Source organism: Streptomyces sp. NRRL S-340 (genome assembly GCF_000720185.1).
Lineage (GTDB): Bacteria > Actinomycetota > Actinomycetes > Streptomycetales > Streptomycetaceae > Streptomyces.
The window spans coordinates 14,179-33,703 of sequence record NZ_JOIY01000028.1 but is presented as its reverse complement, the minus strand read 5'-3'; the positions used below and the strand labels follow the sequence as shown (position 1 = coordinate 33,703).

The 19,525-nt window shown below is 70.9% G+C and carries 15 protein-coding genes; 7 read left to right on the top strand and 8 right to left on the bottom strand.

Features of this window, described 5'->3' with window-relative positions; genetic code table 11:
- Positions 1-71: 71 nt before the first annotated feature.
- On the bottom strand, positions 72-704 hold the full coding sequence (locus IG64_RS22240; protein WP_037858964.1) for a response regulator: 633 nt from the start codon (positions 702-704) through the stop codon (positions 72-74).
- Positions 704-1,975: a sensor histidine kinase gene (locus IG64_RS22235; protein WP_037858962.1), complete on the bottom strand. Its 1,272-nt coding sequence runs from the start codon at positions 1,973-1,975 to the stop codon at positions 704-706. The genes IG64_RS22240 and IG64_RS22235 overlap by 1 nt, the downstream gene beginning before the upstream one ends.
- A gap of 197 nt (positions 1,976-2,172) precedes the next feature.
- Between IG64_RS22235 and IG64_RS22230 the strand changes: the two genes are divergently transcribed.
- Together IG64_RS22230 and IG64_RS22225 are read left to right on the top strand one after the other, a co-directional pair.
- On the top strand, positions 2,173-2,910 hold the full coding sequence (locus IG64_RS22230) for an ABC transporter ATP-binding protein (RefSeq protein ID WP_037858960.1): 738 nt from the start codon (positions 2,173-2,175) through the stop codon (positions 2,908-2,910).
- Positions 2,904-5,360 (top strand): ABC transporter permease, encoded by a 2,457-nt coding sequence (locus IG64_RS22225; protein ID WP_037858958.1) that lies wholly within the window; start codon positions 2,904-2,906, stop codon positions 5,358-5,360. The genes IG64_RS22230 and IG64_RS22225 overlap by 7 nt, the downstream gene beginning before the upstream one ends.
- Before the next feature lie 261 nt (positions 5,361-5,621).
- On the opposite strand, the gene IG64_RS22220 is transcribed toward IG64_RS22225, so the two are convergent.
- Positions 5,622-6,545, bottom strand: a complete 924-nt coding sequence (locus tag IG64_RS22220; protein WP_037858956.1) for an alpha/beta fold hydrolase — start codon at positions 6,543-6,545, stop codon at positions 5,622-5,624.
- 264 nt (positions 6,546-6,809) lie between these two features.
- Between IG64_RS22220 and IG64_RS22215 the strand changes: the two genes are divergently transcribed.
- Positions 6,810-7,400 carry a TetR/AcrR family transcriptional regulator gene (locus tag IG64_RS22215; protein WP_037858954.1) on the top strand — a complete coding sequence of 197 codons (591 nt, stop codon included), beginning with the start codon at positions 6,810-6,812 and terminating at the stop codon, positions 7,398-7,400.
- A gap of 704 nt (positions 7,401-8,104) precedes the next feature.
- Here IG64_RS22215 and IG64_RS22210 read toward each other — a convergent pair.
- The 5 genes from IG64_RS22210 to IG64_RS22190 form a co-directional block, all read right to left on the bottom strand.
- Positions 8,105-8,491, bottom strand: a complete 387-nt coding sequence (locus tag IG64_RS22210) for a nuclear transport factor 2 family protein (protein WP_037858952.1) — start codon at positions 8,489-8,491, stop codon at positions 8,105-8,107.
- 81 nt (positions 8,492-8,572) lie between these two features.
- A complete protein-coding gene (locus IG64_RS22205; RefSeq protein WP_037858950.1) occupies positions 8,573-9,016 on the bottom strand; it encodes a nuclear transport factor 2 family protein in 444 nt (147 codons plus the stop codon).
- A gap of 150 nt (positions 9,017-9,166) precedes the next feature.
- On the bottom strand, positions 9,167-10,657 hold the full coding sequence (locus tag IG64_RS22200) for an MFS transporter (RefSeq protein ID WP_037858948.1): 1,491 nt from the start codon (positions 10,655-10,657) through the stop codon (positions 9,167-9,169).
- Between the two features lie 323 nt (positions 10,658-10,980).
- The gene (locus tag IG64_RS22195) at positions 10,981-12,462 is read right to left on the bottom strand and encodes an MFS transporter (protein WP_037858947.1); all 1,482 of its coding nucleotides are present in this window, start codon (positions 12,460-12,462) and stop codon (positions 10,981-10,983) included.
- 1,166 nt (positions 12,463-13,628) lie between these two features.
- Positions 13,629-14,099 (bottom strand): SsgA family sporulation/cell division regulator, encoded by a 471-nt coding sequence (locus IG64_RS22190; RefSeq protein ID WP_037858945.1) that lies wholly within the window; start codon positions 14,097-14,099, stop codon positions 13,629-13,631.
- Between the two features lie 658 nt (positions 14,100-14,757).
- On the opposite strand from IG64_RS22190, the gene IG64_RS22185 reads away from it, so the two are divergent.
- From IG64_RS22185 to IG64_RS22170, 4 genes are all read left to right on the top strand, one after another.
- Positions 14,758-15,216: a nuclear transport factor 2 family protein gene (locus IG64_RS22185; RefSeq protein ID WP_037858943.1), complete on the top strand. Its 459-nt coding sequence runs from the start codon at positions 14,758-14,760 to the stop codon at positions 15,214-15,216.
- A 68-nt stretch (positions 15,217-15,284) separates the two neighbouring features.
- Entirely contained in the window at positions 15,285-16,517 is a 1,233-nt protein-coding gene (locus IG64_RS22180) for an epoxide hydrolase family protein (protein ID WP_078884140.1), read from the top strand.
- 190 nt (positions 16,518-16,707) lie between these two features.
- Positions 16,708-17,649: a 2-dehydropantoate 2-reductase gene (locus IG64_RS22175; RefSeq protein WP_051813187.1), complete on the top strand. Its 942-nt coding sequence runs from the start codon at positions 16,708-16,710 to the stop codon at positions 17,647-17,649.
- A gap of 508 nt (positions 17,650-18,157) precedes the next feature.
- Positions 18,158-19,387 carry an epoxide hydrolase family protein gene (locus IG64_RS22170; protein WP_037858941.1) on the top strand — a complete coding sequence of 410 codons (1,230 nt, stop codon included), beginning with the start codon at positions 18,158-18,160 and terminating at the stop codon, positions 19,385-19,387.
- Positions 19,388-19,525: the final 138 nt, after the last annotated feature.

Genomic DNA, 19,525 nt, shown 5'->3' with positions numbered 1-19,525 from the left:
TGGTCCCGTCCTTCGCGTCGGCCCGGGACCGAAGCCGGGTGAGGGCCCGGTGGCGGGTGCCGTCTCGTTGCTCATGCCCGCAGGTAGGTGAGGACGGCGAGGACCCTGCGGTGGGTCTCGTCCGTCGGGGGCAGGTCCAGCTTGGTGAGGATGTTGCCGATGTGCTTGCCGATCGCCGCCTCGGACACCACGAGTTGCCTGGCGATCGCGCCGTTGGACCTGCCTTCGGCGATCAGTGCCAGTACCTCGCGTTCGCGCGGGGTGAGCTGCTCCAGCGGATCGCGGCGGCGGCGCAGCAACTGGCGCACCACTTCCGGGTCGACCACCGTCCCGCCGTCCGCCACCTTGTGCAGCGCTTCCACGAACTCCTCGACCTGGCCCACCCGGTCCTTGAGCAGATAGCCGACGCCTGATCCGTCGCCGGAGTCCAGAAGCTCGGCGGCGTAGGTCCGTTGCACGTACTGGCTGAGGACCAGGACCGGCAGCGTGGGGCGCTTCGCGCGCAGCCGCACTGCCGCGTGCAGGCCCTCGTCCTGGAATCCGGGCGGCATGCGTACGTCCGTCACCACGATGTCGGGGGCATGCTCCTCGACCGCGGCGACCAGTGCCTGCGCGTCCCCGACGGCCGACACCACCTCGTGGCCGCAGCGGCTGAGCAGGCCGATCAGCCCTTCCCGCAGCAGCACGCTGTCTTCGGCCAGCACTACGCGGAGCGATCGGCCGCGCTGGTCAACTCGCAAGGAAACTCCACACGCAACAGAGTCGGCCCACCCGGCGGACTGGTCAGGGCAAGTCTGCCATCCAGGACGGACACCCGGTCCGCCAGACCGGTGAGGCCGCTGCCCGCCGAGGCGTCCGCGTCGCCGCGGCCGTCGTCCCGCACTTCGAGGAACAGGCGTCCGTCGCGATGACCGCCGCACACCTGCGCGCGGTCGGCCCCGCTGTGTTTGGCGACGTTGGCCAGTGCCTCGCAGACCACGAAGTACGCGGCGGATTCGACCGCCCGGGGTGGCCGGCCCGGCAGTTCGAGGTCGACGTCGACGGGGACCACGCAGCGGTCGGCGGCGTCAGCGACCGCAGCGTGAAGACCGTAGTCCGTGAGGACCTTGGGATGGATGCCGTGGATGAGCTCGCGCAGCTCCGCCAGCGCCTTGCCCGCCTCCTCGTGGGCCCTGGTGAGCTGGTCGGCGAGCGGGCCGGGCGGGGCGTCGAGGCGGGCCAGCCCGAGGGCCATCGTCAAGGCCACGAGGCGCTGTTGCGCGCCGTCGTGCAGATCGCGCTCGATACGGCGCCGCTCGGCCTCGAAGGCCTCGACCAACCGGATGCGCGAGCGGGCCAGTTCGACCACCTCGGCGCCGAGCTCGCCCTCGCGGGAAGCGATCAGCAGCCGGGCCAGCTCGGCGCGGGCACCCGCCGTGACCCCGAGCACGTAAGCGCACACGACCATCAGGAGCAGGCCCAGCACGGCGACGCCGAACGCGGCCGGCCAGGTGGTGACCGTCCACTGTTTGAGCACCTTCGCCTCGTGGCCGTCGCCGGCCGTGGCCATCAGCAGCGGGGTGGCGGCCATGGACAGCGGGAAGAGCAGGGCGACCGTGATCGCCAGTGCGTCGACCGGCCACAGCAGTCCGGCGAACAACAGCGCGTAGCCGAACTCCCGCCAGGTCGCCTGTTCGCGCAGCCGGGTGGCCAGCCAGGCCCGCAGTCCCGGTGCGGCCGGCGCCTGGTGCCGGCCGGACAGCGGGTCGCGGTGGACCAGGCGCAGCCTGCGCCGCTCCACCTCGGCCACCGGGATCCCGCTGAGGGCGACCAGGAGGAGCAGCGGCAGTCCCACCAGGACGAGGGCGAGCGCACCACAGACCGTGGCCACCGTCACGATCCCCACCAGCGCGGCGACGCCGGTGACCGCGCCGGTGAGCAGGTACGCGGCGGAGCGCCAGGGCCAGGCCGACAGCAGGAAGCCCGGCCGGGACATGGCCTGCCACACGTTCCGAGGGTGCATGGGCATGACCGTACGTGCCCCCACCGGTCCGCTGCCATCGGGCAGGTGTCCGTACCTGGGGTAGGCCTGGCCCCACCCCAGGTCTCTTTCCCGCCCTACTGCGTCACGAGGGGCTCACCGGGTTTCGTGGAGGGATCAACGAGCCCAGGAAAGATGCTGGTGGGAGACACATGACCGACGACGCGATCCGGCTGCGCTCCGTGACCCGGCGGTACAGCTCGGGCAGTACCTCCGTGACCGCCCTCGACGAGGTGTCGCTCGCCTTCCCGAGGGGGACCTTCACCGCCGTGATGGGCCCGTCCGGGTCCGGCAAGTCGACCCTGCTGCAGTGCGCGGCGGGCCTGGACCGGCCCACGTCGGGCTCGGTCACCGTGGGCGACACCGAGCTGACCGGGCTGAGCGAGACCAGGCTGACCCTGCTGCGCCGCGAGCGCATCGGCTTCGTGTTCCAGGCGTTCAACCTGCTGCCCTCGCTGACCGCCGAACAGAACGTGGCCCTGCCGCTGCGGCTGGCCGGCCGCCGTCCGAAGAGGGCCCGGGTGCGCGAGGTGCTCGAACAGGTCGGACTCGGCGACCGTGCCCGGCACCGCCCGACCGAGATGTCCGGCGGCCAGCAGCAGCGAGTCGCCCTGGCCCGCGCCCTGATCACCCGCCCCGAAGTGCTGTTCGGCGACGAACCGACCGGCGCGCTCGACTCGCGGACCAGCCGCGAGGTGCTGACCCTGCTGCGCGGCACGGTCGACCGGGACGGCCAGACGATCATCATGGTCACCCACGACCCCGTCGCCGCCTCCTACGCCGACCGCGTCGTCTTCCTCGTCGACGGCCGGGACGACGGCGAGCTGACCGGCGCCTCGGCCGAGGACATCGCGGCGCGCATGACCAAGCTCGAGGCGGCGCCGTGCTGAGCATCACGCTGGGCACCCTGCGCACCCGCTGGGGCACCTTCGTCGGTAGCTTCGTCGCCCTCTCCCTGGGCGTGACGCTGATCGCCGTGATGGGGCTGGCCCTGGCCTCCTCGTTGGACGCACCCGACCGGGGACCGGAGCGGTTCGCCGCCGCGCCGGTCGTCGTCAAGGGCCAGGACACCCTGGAGGTGCCCACCTCGCTGGGAGACCGCACCCGGAAGCTCGCGCAGCCGCGTGCCGTGCCCCGCGACGCGGTCGCGAAGCTGCGGAAGCTCGGGACCGTCGTCGAGGACCGGTCGTTCACCGTGCGGGCCGGGGGCCTGCCCGCCGATCTGGTGGGCCACCCCTGGTCCACGGCGGCCTTCGCGCCGTACCACCTCGAGGCGGGACGCGCGCCCGAGGCCGCGGACGAGGTCGTCGTCAGCGGCGACCGGGCCCGTCCGGGCAGCCGGGTGCGGACCGACGGCGGCACGGTGCGCGTCGTCGGCACCGTGGGCGGGCTCGGCTTCGAGGACGCCGTGTTCTACACCGACGCCCGTGCCGCCGAACTGTCGCCGCGCAGCCTCCAGCTCGTGGTCGACGCCGACGCGGCTGCCGTGCGCGAGGCGGTGCGCGGCATCGGGGGCGTCCAGGTCCTCACCGGGGACGCGCGCCGGTACGCCGACGCCGACCCCGACCGGGACAGCGAGGCCCTCACGGCGATGAACGCCATGTTCGGCACGGCCGGCGGAGTCGCCGGGTTCGTGTCGGTGTTCGTGGTGGCCTCCACCTTCGCGTTCGCGGTGGCCCAGCGGCGCCGCGAGTTCGGGCTGCTGCGCACCGCCGGGGCGACCCCGGGGCAGATCCGCCGCATGGTCGTCTCCGAGGCGCTCGCGGTCGGTGTACTCGCTTCAGCCGCCGGTTGCGTGCTCGGTTCCCACGGGGCTCCCAGACTCGCCGAGTGGGCGGTCGACGAGAACCTCGCGCCCCGCTGGTTCACCGTCGGCGACCACACCTGGCCCTACCACATGGCGTTCTGGACGGGCATGTTCGTGGCCTTGGGCGGCGCTCTGGCCGCGTCCTGGCGGGCCGGGCGCACCGGTCCCACCGAGGCACTGCGCGAGGCGTCCGCCGACACCCGGCCGATGACGGGGGGCCGCCGGCTGTTCGGCGCGGCCCTGCTGATCACCGCCGCGGTGACGCTGATCCTGGCCCTGGTGACGAACCCGGGCGGCCTGCTGCAGCGCAAGACCTATGTGAGCCGGCCGATGCTGCTGATCACCGCGGTGGCGCTGCTCGCGCCGGTGCTGGTGGGACCGCTGGCCCGGCTGATCGCCTGGCTGCCGGCCCGACTGCCGGGCGCCGGCGGGATGCTGGTGCGGGAGAACGCCGCCGCCGGGGTGCGCCGCACCGCCGCTGTCGCGGCGCCCGTGCTGGCCACGGTGGCGCTGGCGGGCTCCCTGCTCGGCGCCACCGCGACCCTCGACGCGGCGAAGGCCACCGAGGTGCGCGAGCAGACGGCCGCCGACTTCGTGGTCACACCGGCGGGCGACGCCGGCTTCGACGAGGCGACGCTGCGGCGGCTGCGGGCCGTGTCCGGTGCCGAGGTCTCGGCGAGCGCGTCGAGCGCCGTGTACGTCCTGGAGGACGGTGTGGCGCTCATCAGGTCCGACGCCAGGGCCGTCGAGCCGGAAGGGCTCGCGGCGACGGTCCGTCTCCCGCTCGCCGCGGGGAAGGTGAGCGACCTGGACGACGACTCGATCATCGTCAACGGGGAGTGGGAGACGCACACCGTGGGCGAGCGGGTGGACGTGTGGCTCGGTGACGGCACGAGGAAGTCCCTGAAGATCGCCGCGGTCATGACCGTCGGCACCGGCGACAACGGCGTCTACGTCACGCCGCGCAACGCCCCCGCGGCACCCGTCGACCGGGTCGACGTACGCCTCGCGGACGGTGCCGGCGCGGGCACCGTGGCCGCCGGCCTGCGACGGGCGGTGCGGGCGTCGGGCGGGCAGGTCCTCGCCAGGGACGCCTGGGTGCGTGCGACCTGCCCCGTGACCGACGGGACGACTCGGACGGGTTTCTTCCTGGTCCTCGGGATCGCTCTCCTCTACACCGGCATCTCACTGGCCAACACGATGGTCATGGCGACCTCCGACCGGGTCCGTGAGTTTGCCGTGCTGCGGCTGGCCGGCGCCACCGGACGGCAGGTGCTGAGGCTGGTGGGCGCGGAGGCGCTGATGGTGGTCACGGTCGGCGGCCTGCTGGGAGCGCTGGTCGCCGGCCTCGATCTCGTGGGCATGTGGAGCGCGCTGGGCCTGCTCTCGGTGCGGACGTCCATCGAGATCCCGTGGGCGACGCTCGCGGCGGTCCTGGGTGCCTGCGGGGTGCTCGGCGTGCTCTCGGCGGTCGCCGCGGCCGGCGTCTCCCTGCGCCGCAGTGCGGTGGATCTGGCGGGAGTACGCGAGTGACCTCCGTTCCGCCGCCGCCCGCCCGGATGCGGACCTCGTGGATCGCAGTCCGCGGGACTCTTCCCGCGGACTGCGGGTGCGTTCCTGACCTTGAGGAGAGCGGTGTGCGGCGTGATGGCGTCCGGTCGCCACCGGAGAACGTGTGGAACCGGACCGGCAACGCCCTGCCGTACCAGTCCCGCGCCGGCCGCCAGTGGGACTGCCCTCCACGAGCCGCTCGCCGCCGGTGCGGTGGAGCACTGCTCCTGCTTCCGCCCGGGCTCAGTCGTCTTCGGCGATGAAGTCGGTCAGTGCGGCAGCGACGGCATCGGGCTGTTCGTCGGGGATGAAGTGTCCCGCGTCCGGCACGACGGTCCCGGTGGCATGGCCGGCCCACGGCCTGAGGGAAGCCGCCATGTCGGGGATGGAGCCGTGGCTGCCGGAGATGCCGAGGACCGGGACCGTCAGGCGCTGTCGTTCCAGCGCTTCGTGGTTCTTCCGCGCCGACTCGGCGGCGTACCGGTAGTAGGCCAGGGACGCACGGAGACCGCCGTCGGCGGCCACGGACGCCGCGTACTGCTCGATCTCGGCGTCGTCGAAGGTGCCGGAGGAGAGGGTCTTGGCCTTCAGGAACCAGCCGACGTACTCCCGTTCGCGGCCGGCGAGCAGTGCCTCGGGCAGGTCGGGCACGAGGTGGAAGGCGAAGTGCCAGGTCTTCCACGCCTGTTCGGGGTCGGTCGGAACGGCGTCAGGCAGTGTGATGCCCGGGATGCCGGCGTCGAGCAGTGCCAGGCCGCGCAACTGACTCTGGTGCTTCAACGCGAGGGAAAAGGCGACCCAGGCGCCGATGTCGTGTGCCGCCAGCCAGTATGCCGAGACGCCGAGCGCCTCGACCGCGGCATGGACGTGCGCGGCGACCGTGTGCGTGTCGTAGCTGATGTCCGGGCGTTCGGAGTGGCCCTGGCCCGGCAGGTCGATCGCGATGACCCGGAATCGGCCGGCCAGGTGCGGCATCACCTTGCGCCATGCCCACCAGGTCTGCGGGAACCCGGCGAGCAGCACGACGGCCGGACCGTCCGGCCGGCCGCCCTCGACCGCGTGAAGCCGGACGCCGTCCGCGTCGGCCCAACGGTGGGTGAAACCGGCCAGGTCGGGCAGCGGCAGGCCGCGGACCGGGTTGCCGGGGGCGCTTGCGGGGTCGTTCATGATTCTCCTCCACCGGTGTGAGGTGTGTCGACGGTCTGCTGAAGGTGTCAGGCGTGCTGGTCGGCGAGGCCCACGAGCGCGGTGGACACGACGGGACGAACGCGACGGCGCCGCCCGCGAGCACGTGGTGCGCGTCTCGCCGCCCCGTGCGGTTCGCGGGGCGGCGGGCCGTGAGCACGCCTTCACCCTAACCCATCTTGAACTGAATGGTTCAAGATGGGATGATGGTCTCCACCGAGAAGGCGGAGCAGGAGGGCGTGCGGCATGGCAGGCAGGAAACAGTTCGACGTCGCCACGGCGCTCGATGCCGCGATGATCCAGTTCTGGCGCGCCGGTTACGCGGACACGTCGGTGGACGACCTGTCCCGGGCGACCGGACTCAACCGCAGCTCCATCTACTCCTCCCTCGGCGACAAGGACACGCTCTTCCTGCGCTGCCTGGAGCGCTACACCACGCGCTACGGGGACAAGTACGACGCCGCGTTGTCCTGCGCCGCCGACCGTCCCCTGGCGGCCGCGCGGGCGTTCTTCGACATCACCCTGGAACGCATCGCGGACCCCGGTCTGCCCGACGGATGCCTGGTGGCCCAGACCGTCATGGCGACCCCCGTGCTGAGCGCGAGCGTCGCGGCGCGCGCACGGGAGGCGATCGGCTTCCAGCACACCCGGCTGCGCGCCGCGCTGGAAGCAGCCCGGGTGCACGGCGAGGCGGCCGAGTCCTCCGCGGCCCACCTCGCTGCCGTGAACCAGTCACTCGCCGTCATGAGCAGAGCCGGAGCGAGCACGGAGCAGCTGCGCGCCATCGTCGACGTGACCCTCGACGCCCTTGCGCGGACCCTCGGCGCGAGCGAGTGAGATGCGGCCGGCACCAGCGGACTTCGCCGTCGCACCTGCCGGACCATCCGGCCTGCCGGCGGAGCCACCACCGGCTCGGTCTTCAGCATCCGGCGTCGAACGGCACCCCGAACCTGATCACTCGGCCCCGGATCCGGCGTACGCCGAAGCGGCCTCCGTGTGAACATGTGCTCCGACGAAGGAACACACACGTCCAGCACGGAGGCCGCAAGCACAGATCTGCTGCATCGCGACGTCCGCCAAGCTGAGCAGTGTCAGGCGCCTGTGGGTGTGGACGACCGTGCGCGAGGTGGAGGTCGCGGCCACCGTCAGCGAGGTGCGGGTTTCGAGTCGGCTGCCGTCGTAGTCGGCCGCTCGTCCTGGTCCGTGCCGTCCCCGAGGCTGTCGGACGGCAGGACGGGCGGGGCCCGATCCCGCACCGCGAACTTGCCGCCGGCCTTCCAGGGGGCGAGGTGCGCCGCAGTTCTTCCCGGTCCGGAGCCGTGCTCCGTCCGTGCTGTCGGTCAGGGACTCGGACGCGCGCCTGACCGCCGGCGGGCGGCACGTTCTCCCGCCCGCCCGTGCCGCCCACGGCCGGTGCGGAGCCGGCGGCCCCGATGCCGATTCCCGGCCCCTTCGGTTCCTGTCCGGCCCGCGTCACGGTGCCGGACGGCGAAGCGGTCGGGCGCCGGGCCGCCCGGGCGGACGAGTGGCCGCCCGAGCGCTCACATCAGAGTGCGGGCGTACTCCGAGTTGGTGTAGTCGCGCCACTCGACGATGAGGCCGTCGCGAAGCCGGTAGACCGCCATGTTCTTGATCGGGGCGAGCGGACGGCCGGGCAGGGCCAGCCCGTGCACCTGCTCCTCGATCACGATGTCACCGTTGACCGCCTGGTTGAGTGTCGTGAACTCGACGCGCTCCATGTTGGCCAGCACACCGGCCCACATGCGCACGAGGCGGTCGCGGCCCTTGATCACGGGGTCGCCGTAGTTCTCGAAGACGATGTCCTCGTGGAAGTAGGGCGCGAGTTTCGAGGCGTCCCGGAGGGCGAACGCGGCCAGGAATTCCCTGATCACGGTGCCGTTGTCGGGGGTGCTGGAGGTGCCGCTCATGACTGTCGGTTCCTTACGGTGTCGGGGTCGGTGTCGGTGAGACGTGTGGGAGGCGGTACGCGAACGTGCGGGGCCTGGCGGTCAGTCGACGATCTCCATGCGCAGACGGGTCAGCTCACTGCCGGAGATGTACCACTCACCGTCGATCTTGCGGTAGGTGTCGTGGTAATGGCCGAACCCGTGCATGAAGGAGAACGGGGCCTTGGGGTGGGCCTCCCGGTCATGGAAGATGAGGTCCTCCATCGCCCACACGCCCTGCGCGGTGGTGTCCGAGGCGAAGGTCACCTCGTGCGAGAACAGGTGGTGGACGGGCTGGCCGGCGCCGACCCGGGAGCCTATGGTCCGCGCGAACTCGGCGGCGGTGACCTCGTGGGTGAGATTGCCGTCGACGTCGCGGAAGCGCATGACAGCGTCGTCGGTGAACAGACCGGCCACCTTCTCCCACTGCTTGGTGTCGGCGTACCGCGCATAGCGAGCCTTGAGGTCACGGATCTGGTCGAGGTCGGTGTGTGTCGCGACGGGCATGTTTCTTCTCCTGCGCTCAGATGTTCCGAGTATGTTTCTTCGGCGTCTTCGGCGTCTTCGGCGTCTTCGAGGTCTTCGGTGTCTTCGAGGTCTTCGGCGTCCCGGGCGCCGGTCCGGCCGTGCGGCCGACGGGAGGCCGCCCGGACGGTCTCAGGAGCGGGCGGCAGGGGCGGGGTGCTCCACGGACCTCCGGGGGGCGGTCTCCAGGATCCGGGTGTGTGTCCCCTTCTCCGGGATCAGCAGGCACGACACCAGCCCGACGAGTCCGGCACCGGCCAGCAGCAGGAACACCGTGGTCCAGCCCCCTTCGCTGGGGTGGCCGGTCGCACCCGCGGAGGACGACAGGACCGTGGTGACGACCGCCGCGCCCACCGCGCCGCCGATGGTGCGGATGTTGGCGTTCATTCCGCTCACCGCGCCGGTGTGTTCAGCGGGCACCGCGTGCACGACCAGGGCCGACAGTGCGGAGAGTCCGATACCGAAGCCTATGCCACCTATGGCAAGAGCCAGAGCGAATTGCCATGTTTCTTGGTGGAAGTATGCCAGCAGGAGCAGACTGACCGTCACGGGCACGGAGCCGAGCACCAGCAGCGTCTTGGCGGGCACACGGGTGGCGAGCGGCCCGGCCGCCACGCCGCTCAGGAACTGGGTGAGGGTCACCGGCAGGAAGAGCAGGCCCGAGGCGGTGATCGATTCGCCGAGCCCGTAGCCGGTGGAGGCCGGCACCTGGAGCAGGGTGGGGACGAAACCGAACACCGAGTACAGGGTGAAGCCGAAGAGGAACGATGTCAGATTGGCCGTCCACACCGGCCGCAGCCGGAAGACGTTCATGTCGATCAGGGGGTGACGGGACCGGTTCTCCCACCAGACCCACACGGCCCCGGCCACGACCGACGCGGCCAGCAAGCCCAGGGTCAGGGGGGAGCCCCATCCCCACTCCTGGCCGAGGCTGAGCGGCAGCAGGAGGAGGACCAGGGTGCCGGCCAGGGCCAGGACGGCGACGGCGTTCAGCTGTCCCGGTGCGGTCGGGCCGTTGGTGCGCGGCAGGAAGAGGCCGACGGCGAGGGCCACCAGGCCGTTGGCGAGAGCCGGGAGCCAGAAGAGCCACGGAACCCCGAGCGAGGTCACGATGGGGCCGGCCACGAGCACCCCGAGCGCGCCGCCCACCGAGCTGACGGCGGCGATCGTGCCGACCGCGGTGCCCACGCGATGGGCAGGCAGCAGGTCGCGCAGCAACCCGAAGGCCAGGGGCAGCGCGGCGCCGCCGGCGCCTTGCAGGACCCGGCCGAGGACGAGCAGGGGCAGGTTGGTGGCGAGGGCGCCGACGGCGCTGCCGAGGGCGAGGAGGACGAGCACCGCGACCAGGACACGCCGCTTGCCGATCTGGTCACCGAGCCGGCCCAGGACCGGCGTCAGGATGGCGCTCGCGAGCAGGAAACCGGTGAGCACCCAGCCCACTCCGACCTGGCTGGTGTGTACGTGCGCCCGCAGTGCTTCCAGACCCGGGTTCACCACGGACTGGACCAGGGCGTACGACACCGAGGCCACGGAGAGAAGGATCAGCGTGTTGCGGGCCCCGGCCCCGGGGGAGGAGGCGGGGGCGGGGCCCTGTACCGTTTCCGACTCAAGATTGGATGACATGGTCCAATTCTCTCGGACGCGCTTTGGACTGTCAAGTCCACTGTTGGCGTTCTGCCGGCCGGTGTATCCGCTGGACGCAAAGACTCGGTGGAGGCCGTGAGAGCCGCCGTCAGCTAGTCGGCGCGCCCCGTCGCCTGGAGCGTCACGACACCACCTCGGACGGCGGCCGGGATGCTCCGCGCCCGGACCCGTACCGTCTCCGCCACAAGTTTGAACCCAATGGTCCACTAGGTGGGGCCGAGCGGGCGTGGCCGCGCACGGCGGGCGTGTCCGGCGAAGCGCTGGGGAAAAGACCGCGGAGTCCAGACACGTAGCGGTACGGCTCAGGCGGGCCGTACCGCCCGCTTCTCCCCGGCGGTCTCGACGACGGAGCGGGCGGCGGCGCGGGGACCAGCGATGTCGACGAGGAGCAGGGAGACGACGGCGGCGACGAACAGGGATCCGGCCGCCCATCCGTAGGCGATGCGGTAGCCGTGGATCAGAGCTTCCGCCCGGGGGGCGGCCGTGTGCGCCACGAGGTAGGTGGCGGTGGCGCTGGTGGCGAGGGTGTTGAGCAAAGCGGTACCGATGGAGCCGCCGACCTGCTGGGAGACGTTGATCATCGCGGAGGCCACGCCCGACTCCTCCTCACTGACACCGTGGTTGGACAGACTGGTCGCCGGGTTCAGCGCGGTGCCGAGACCGAGACCGAGGCCGATCTGCGCGAGGAGCAGCACGGGACTGAAGGGGCTGTCGGCCTGGAGCGCGAGCAGCAGCAGCGTGGACAGGCCGGCCAGCAGGTAGCCGCCGGTCATGACCGCCCCCGGCCGTACCCGCGCCAGGAGCCAGGTACCGATCCAGGCGGCGCCCACCGCCTGGGCGACGGCCACGGGAAGGAAGGCCACGCCGGTGAGCGCGGGGGAGTAGCCCTTGACGATCTGGAGGTAGAAGGTCAGGAACAATGAGACGCCGTAGAAGCTGAGCAGTCCGAGAGCGGCGGACAGGTAGGCACCGAGCCGGTTGCGTTCGGTCAGGATGCGCAGCGGCAGCAGGGGGTCGCGGCGGCGGGCCTGCAGCAGGGTGAAGGCCGCCAGCAGCACCACGGCCGCGGTGAACGTGCCGAGCGTGACGACGTCGTGCCAGCCGTGGCTCTGGGCGAGGGAGAAGCCGTAGACGAGTCCGGCCAGTCCGACGGTGGCCAGCACCGCGCCCGGGAGGTCCAGGCGGGTACCGCGGTCGGCCGGGGAGTCGGCACGGACGAACAGCAGCGCCCCGACGAACGGAACGGCGGCCAGCGGAACGCTGATGAGCATCCCCCAGCGCCAGTTGAGGTACTCGGTCAGCACACCGCCCAGCAGTAGTCCTACCGCGCTGCCGGCGGTGGCCACGGCGGCGAAGATCCCGAACGCCTTGGCGCGTTCCCGGCCGGCGGGGAAGGTGAGCGAGATCAAGGACAGGATGGCGGGGGCGAGCAGTGCCCCGAAGACACCCTGCAGTGCCCGGGCGGTGAGCAGCACCCAGGTGGTCGGAGCGAGCCCGCCCAGCGCCGACGCGGCGGCGAAGCCGACGAGACCTATGAGGAAGATGCGTTTGCGGCCCAGCAGGTCGCCCAGCCGTCCGCCCAGCAGGAGCAGACCTCCGAAGACCAGGGTGTACGAGGTGAGGACCCATTGCCGGCCGTCGTCGGAGATGTGCAGGTCGGCCTGTGCGGAGGGGAGGGCGACGTTCAGGATCGCCGCGTTGGCGATCACGATGAGCTGGGCGGCGGAGACGAAGAAGACAGCGAGCCAGCGCTGTCTGTCGCTCGGAACTGTGGCATGTGACATGAGGTGTCCAAACGGCCTGTGCGGGCGCCGCGTCCGGTGATCGGTACGGCGTGCGGGGTGGTGGGGTGCGGGACAGGAACGGCCCGGTGGCGAGGTCCTGTCCGGCGTGCTCCCTCGGAGACGGTTCGCCGAGCGGCCGGCGGGCCGGGCATGTGGGCGGGGGTCTGTCGGACAGGTCCTGAGAGCTGCGAAGACAAGTGGGCGCCGCCCGCCGGGGCCCACTTTTGTTCGCAGTTCTAAGTGACACTGGAACATCGGAGCCCGGGATCCCGGCGACGGGCAGGGACGACGGCCCTAGTCGGCATGACAGCGGTGACACAGACGGGCGGACTGTCCGCAGGGGAGAAACATGTGCATGCTACGCATGCCATGTCCGTTACGTCTAGATCGACGGCCCAATGACGCACACGTGTGTGATCCCGGACATCCGCGGTCTGCCCTGTGCCGGTCCGTTCCCCCGCAGAGGCGCTCAGCTCGTCGTAGGGACTGTTCCGGCGAGCCCCTGACGTCCTTGTCGAGCAGGGTGTGTCACGCGTAGGCGTGCGGGCAAGTCGGTAGGTGTGCGGACAAGTGACGTCGACCGGACGAAACAGTACCCGGCGCCGCACGTCTCAGGTCTCAGGCCGATCGTGGCGCAGGGGTGAGCGGCATGCGAACGCGGGAGCCGTGCGATGACGCTCGTACGGGGTGGCCTGCTCCGTGTCGCCGGGTGACCGTTGCCGCGGGCGGCGCCGGCGCGTGCGCAGCGGCCGCGCCGGGCCGCACCCTCACGCGCGGGAAACCGATGCGGACCGCCGGCCCCTTCGGTCCCTGGCCACTCTTCGCCGCTCAGGCGTTCCAGCACGACCGTCGCCCGTCGCTCGTCGCGGCGCAGCGTGCAGTGCACGCACCTCTGTCACGGTGGGGCGCATGATGTCCGACCGGTCGCCGCACAGCCCCGGCCAGGTGGCGCGGAGTATCCGCCCCCCAGCCCGGGTGGGCAGCGGTGTCCGTCCGGTCCGACGAGCCGGGACCCAGGACAGCGGGATCCGGCCCGGCGGCAGACGGGTGGGATCCTCCGAGCGGTGCCCGGAGAGCCTGGAGCCGTCCGGCGGGGGCGTCACTCCTCCGTCCGGCGTCCGGCACACGCATCAGTCAGGTGACTGCGGTCCGCGCTCGCCGCCGGGTCAGTCGCTGAACGGGGCCCGGCCGTCCAGCAGTTCTCCGAGGAACGCGTCCCAGTCCAGGGCGTCCGCCTCGGCCTCCGCCGACACGACGCCGTAGGTCATGTCCAGCCATTCCCCGACCTCGGTGACGGGCAGCTCGAAGACGGCGCTGGTGCCCTTGGACTCCAGGAGCAGCCAGGCCGCCTCCCCCTCGTCGCTGTGCGTGGGCCACGCCTGCACGTCGCCCTCTCCGCTCTCCTCGTACAGCCCCCGGTACAGCAGCTCACGGCTGATCCGCCAGATCACGCTCGGCCCCCGCCACGGGGTGAAGGTGGCGGACACGATCATCGGGGTCACGGGGTCGAAGCGGAACTCGGCCCGGATGGGCTGCCGCGGCACGCCGTCCAGCACCCGCCGGATGTCCAGGGAGAGAACGGGCACCTCCCGAGACGCCGTCCGGCGTACCTGGATGCCGGGCTGTTCGCCGTTCATGACGGGATTCCTTTCGTGGAGGGGTGATTGCTCCGACTGTTCCGCACTCACGCGTACGACGGCATCCGTCACTTGACCTTCGCGGGGAACACGTCACTGCCGAAGGGCGGACGAACCGGCCGCCTCTCCCGACCGGCCGCTGTCCGGGCCGTCTCCCCGGTCTGCGCCGCCCCGCGCCGGCGGCCCGTCTCGCAGGGCCCCGGCACGTCATGGGACTGTCAGGAGCGCGGCGGCCCGGCAGCGCCGGGGACCCGGCCGCGTCACCTGGTGCGCGGCCGGCTCGAAGCCGGGAATCAGCCAAGAAGGCAGTCGGATGACCGATGTCCCGAGCCACGGCTGTGCGGACGATTCAGGTGGTATTCACGGCAGGGGCCACGGCTCGGCGAAACGGCGCCACCGACGGGCACGACACCCCAGGCGAAGCGGTTCGCAGAGGAGAGCACCGAGAAGGAACTGGACCCCATGGTCCATATAAGTGATGCGGGTCACGTAGTATGGACTTGCCAGTCCATAATGCGGGGCGCATGATTGGACCATCGAGTCCAACGGTTTCGCCTCCGGACCACGGCGGACCGATCCGGCCGGCCGGGCGGAACAGACGCAGGCCGGGGCCCCTCCATCAGGTGCCCGTCCCTCACGGAACAAAGGAAAACCGATCATGGATACTGCAGAGCGTCTCGCCACCATCGAGGACCTGCGTCGCGTGATGGCCCGCTACGTCCGTTACGCGGACCACCAGCGCTGGCAGGATCTCGCCGGTCTGTTCACCCCTGGCGGCTCCTTCACCCCCCACAAGCCGGACGGCTCGGTGTGGATGCGTATGGAGGGCCGCGACGGGATCGCCGCCACCGTCGGTGCGAGCGGCGGCCCCGGCGTGACCTTGGTCCACCACCTGTTCTCCGACGAGATCGATGTCGACTCGGCGACGACCGCGCACGGCGTGTGGGCGATGGAGGACATCGTCACCCGTCCCGAGGACGCCGAACTGTCGGAGGCCATTCCCTTCCGGGTCATGCACGGTTTCGGCCACTACCACGCGCGCTTCGTCAAGAAGGACGGCACCTGGTACATCGACGAGTTGAAGCAGACCCGCGTCCGCCTGGACTTCTCCGTCTGACGGACCCCGCGACACCCCCTCGCCCCCGGCGATCTCGCCACACCTCCTGACCCGAAAGCAGCGAATCCGTGAGCAACGAGCCGACCACCGCGCTGGAACCGTACAAGATCGACGTCTCCCAGGACGTCCTGGACGACTTGCAGAACCGGCTGCGCAACACCCGGTTCTTCGACGACCTGGACAACGAGGAGGAGTACTACGGCCTCAGCACCGCCTACCTCAAGCCGTTCATCGAGTACTGGGCGGACGGCTTCGACTGGCGCGCGCAGGAGAAGCGGCTGAACTCCTACAGCCGGTACACCGTCGAGATCGACGGCACGCCGGTGCACTTCGTCCACGTGCGCGGCAAGGGCCCGAAGGCGACCCCGCTCCTCGTCAACCCCGGTTGGCCGTGGCCCGGCGAGTTCAGCTACGGCCTCATCGGCCCGCTGACGGACCCTGCCGCGCACGGCGGCGACCCCTCGCTCTCGTTCGACGTCGTCCTGCCGGACCTGCCCGGCTTCGGCTTCTCCACCCCGGTCGGCAGGGGCGATCTGAACTACTGGAAGATCGCCGACATCATGCACAAGCTCATGACCGAGGTGCTCGGTTACGAGAAGTACGGGGTGGCCGGCTCCGACTACGGTGCCCTGGTCACCAGCGCGCTCGGCCACAAGTACGCCGACAGCATCATCGGCCTGCACTACGGTCACGACATGCCGCCGGGGCAGTTCTCCAACGAACGGTTCTGGGACCTCACCGACGGCGCCAAGATCCCCGAGGACGCCTCGCCGGAGGTCCGGGCCGACCTGGTGGACTTCGTCGACACCTACGTCTCCCACGTCGCGGTGCACATGCTGGACGCCTCGACCCTCACCCACGGCCTGAACGACTCGCCGATCGGCATGCTCGCCTGGCTCCTGAAGCGGTGGAAGAAGTGGAGCGACAAGCGGGGCGACTTCGACGAGAACTTCCCCCGCGACTTCATCCTCACCCAGGCCACCATCTTCTGGGTGACGCAGTCCATCGGCAGCTCCATCCGGATGTACCGCAACGCCGAGCGCTACCCGTGGGTACCCTCCCACGACCGTCAGCCCACCGTGGAGCCTCCGGCCGGCTTCACCCTTCTCGTCGGTGACCACTTCCCGCCCGGGGTCAACACCCCCGAGCAGCGCATCGCCGCCTTCGAGCACGGGCCCACACGCGGAGCGTTCAACGTGGTCAACGTCAACGCCCACATGAAGGGCGGGCACTTCGTCCACTACGAGAACCCCGAGGCGTTCGTCTCCGACCTCCGGGAGACCTTCCGCCGGATTCTCTGACCCGGTGCCCCACGGGCCCTGCCGCCTCCACCAGGAGCGGGAGGGCCCGCGGGCCTGGATCGAGCTGCCCCCCGCCACGAGACACGTGTGGGTCTTCCACATCCCGGAGGCCGAACGGTGGCGACCGGGAACACCTTCTGCGGAAGGGACGGAACAGTCATTTCGCCGCAGGGCGAGAAGGAGCGGAGTCGTGCTTTTCACCGATGCACAGCCGGAGCCGACGGTCGCGGTCGTCGGCGCGGGAGCCGTGGGCGGTGTGGTCGCCGGCGCCCTGCACGAGGCGGGACATCCCGTGTACCTCTGTGTGCGGACCCCGTTCGACGAACTGCGGATACTCACCGGCGCCGCCGAGCGGCGGGTGCCCGCGCGGATCGTGACACGGCCCGCCCAGGTACGTCCGGTTCGCTGGGTCCTGCTCGCCGTGAAGGCGTTCGACATCCGGGGTACCGCCCCCTGGCTCGCGGCCCTGTGCGACGAGCACACCACGGTCGTGGTGCTCCGCAACGGGGTCGATCACACCGAGGACGTGCGGGATCTCGTACCGGCGGAGACCACCGTGGTGCCGGCGCTGGTCTACATCCAGGCCGAGCGCCTGGCGCCCGGCCGCGTCCGTCTCGGCTACGGCAACTCCTTCGAAGTGGCCGCGGGCGAGGAGGCCGGACGGCTGGCGGAGCTGTTCCGGGGCAGCACGATGGCGGTCCGCCCCCAGGAGGACCTGGTCACCGCGGCATGGCTCAAGCTGATGCTCAACGCCGCCGTGAACCCTCTCACCGCGCTCACTCTGCGCCGCATGGAGGTGTTCAGGGAACGGCCGATACGTGACCTGGCACTGGGCCTCATGCGCGAGGTGGCCGCAGTGGGTGCGGCCAGTGGTGCGCGCCTGACCGAGGAGGACGTACAGCGCACCCTGGCGTTCACCGCCGACTTCGCCGAGGGCAACGGCACCTCGATGCTCTACGACCGGCTGACCGGCAGGCCGGTGGAGTACGAGGCCCTCACCGGCGCGGTGGTCCGGCACGCCGAGGCCCACGGGATCGAAGTCCCGCTGAACCGTGCGGTCATGACTCTGCTCGCGGTGCTCGGTCCGCTGAACGCGGCTTTGGACGGCGGCATCCGCGCCGAGGCCTCCTGACGCTCCGGGCGACGCCACGGCAGTACGGCTCGAAAGCAGCCTCCGATGCTTCGTGTCCACCGCGGCCGAAGCCCCGCGTTGCGGCTCCCGGCACCCGCTGTGCCCCGTCGCGCCCGGGGGCTGTCACGGCCGCCCTGGGACCTCTCGTTCGGATCGTGCCGGGCTCGCGGGGCCTGGCACCGCACCTCGCGGGCGTCGTCGTCGGTCGCCATGGCTCCGCCATGACGCCCTCGTCCAATCCCGCTTCGTCACCCCATTGAGTGGTGACGAAGATGCAGCATATACTCGTCACCGGTCGAGCTGGTTACTGAAGGATCGCCGACACCCGTTCCCTTCGAGGGGCTCCGTCTTTTCTGAACTTGACGGTCCAGTTTTCTCGGGCCATGCTATTTGGACTACCAGGTCCATAGATGACCGAGGCCCACAGCGCACAAGACCCAAGGCACAAGGTCCACCCGAAGCGCAGCACCCGCGCGTGGACTCACCGTCGTGACAAGGAGCAGACACCATGAACATCCCCCCTTCGGGCAGGTCCCTCCCCCCGTTCACCGTCAACGTCCAGCAGGAGGTTCTCGACGACCTGCGGACGCGGCTGAGGATGACCCGCTTCGCCGCCGACCCGGAGAACGAGGACGGCCGGTACGGTCTGAGCACCGCCTATCTCAAGCCCCTGGTGGAGTACTGGGCCGACGGTTTCGACTGGCGGGCGGCCGAGGCCCGGCTCAACACCTTCAACCAGCACCGCGTGGACATCGGGGGCACCCCGGTGCACTTCATGTACGAGCGGGGAACAGGCCCGGCTCCGGTCCCGCTGCTCCTCGGGCACGGCTGGCCGTGGACCAGCGCCCACTGGAACAAGGTCATCAAGCCGCTCACCGACCCGGCCGCCTTCGGCGGCGACCCCGCCGACGCCTTCGACGTCATCGTCCCCTCCCTGCCCGGCTTCGGCTTCTCCACGCCGCTGACCGACCCCAGGGAGAACTACGCGAGCATCGCGGACCGCTTCCACACCCTGATGACCGAGGTGCTCGGCTACGAGAAGTACGGGATCGGCGCCGCCGACTACGGCGCGCTGGTGGGCGCCCGCATGGGCCACAAGTACGCGGACTCCCTCTACGGCATCCACCTCGGCAACGAGATGCCGCCCGTGATGTTCCAGGGCGACCGGCCCTGGGACCTGTCCGGCGGCCAGCAGACCGAGAACCTCCCGCCGGCGGAGCGGGCCCGGCTCGTGCGGCGCAACAACATCTACGTTTCGCACGTGGCAGCCCACATCCTCGACGGCCAGACGATCACCCACGGACTGAACGACTCCCCGGTGGGCATGCTCGCCTGGATCCTGAAGCGGTACAAGACCTGGAGCGACCGCAACGGCGACTTCGAGGCCAACTGGCCCGCCGACGACATCCTGACCTTCGCCACCATCTTCTGGGTCAACGAGGCCATCGGCTCCTCGATCCGCGCCTACAAGAACGCCAGCCTCTACCCGCCGAAGCCGGTCAACGACAAGACCCCCTACGTGCAGGCCCCGGCCAGCTTCACGTTCCTGCTGGGCGACTCCTCGCCCGGCGCGGAGAGCGTCGAGGAACGCATCGGAATCTTCGAGAACGGCGGCGCCCGGTTCTACGCCGACATCCGCGACGTGAACGTCCATGAGAAGGGGGGCCACTTCGGCCCCTACGAGAACCCCGAGGCGTGGATCAACGACCTGCGTGCTTCCTTCCGTAAGCTGCGCTGACCGGGCATCTGCTCACATGACCGGTCCGGAACCCGGACGGCGGTCTCTTCCGGCACCGGATGGACAGGTCCGAGGGTGCGCACGTGGCTCGACGGCGTGTCCGCCGCCGCGCATTCCCGCCGGAGGCGCGGCACGGGC

What these genes read in the sequence shown, in the direction of transcription:
- IG64_RS22235 (WP_037858962.1), bottom strand. Translation starts at nt 1,975, where the DNA reads ATGTCCCGGCCGGGCTTCCTGCTGTCGGCCTGGCCCTGGCGCTCCGCC.
- IG64_RS22230 (WP_037858960.1), top strand. Translation starts at nt 2,173, where the DNA reads ATGACCGACGACGCGATCCGGCTGCGCTCCGTGACCCGGCGGTACAGC.
- IG64_RS22220 (WP_037858956.1), bottom strand. Translation starts at nt 6,545, where the DNA reads ATGAACGACCCCGCAAGCGCCCCCGGCAACCCGGTCCGCGGCCTGCCG.
- IG64_RS22215 (WP_037858954.1), top strand. Translation starts at nt 6,810, where the DNA reads ATGGCAGGCAGGAAACAGTTCGACGTCGCCACGGCGCTCGATGCCGCG.
- IG64_RS22210 (WP_037858952.1), bottom strand. Translation starts at nt 8,491, where the DNA reads ATGAGCGGCACCTCCAGCACCCCCGACAACGGCACCGTGATCAGGGAA.
- IG64_RS22205 (WP_037858950.1), bottom strand. Translation starts at nt 9,016, where the DNA reads ATGCCCGTCGCGACACACACCGACCTCGACCAGATCCGTGACCTCAAG.
- IG64_RS22200 (WP_037858948.1), bottom strand. Translation starts at nt 10,657, where the DNA reads ATGTCATCCAATCTTGAGTCGGAAACGGTACAGGGCCCCGCCCCCGCC.
- IG64_RS22195 (WP_037858947.1), bottom strand. Translation starts at nt 12,462, where the DNA reads ATGTCACATGCCACAGTTCCGAGCGACAGACAGCGCTGGCTCGCTGTC.
- IG64_RS22190 (WP_037858945.1), bottom strand. Translation starts at nt 14,099, where the DNA reads ATGAACGGCGAACAGCCCGGCATCCAGGTACGCCGGACGGCGTCTCGG.
- IG64_RS22185 (WP_037858943.1), top strand. Translation starts at nt 14,758, where the DNA reads ATGGATACTGCAGAGCGTCTCGCCACCATCGAGGACCTGCGTCGCGTG.
- IG64_RS22170 (WP_037858941.1), top strand. Translation starts at nt 18,158, where the DNA reads ATGAACATCCCCCCTTCGGGCAGGTCCCTCCCCCCGTTCACCGTCAAC.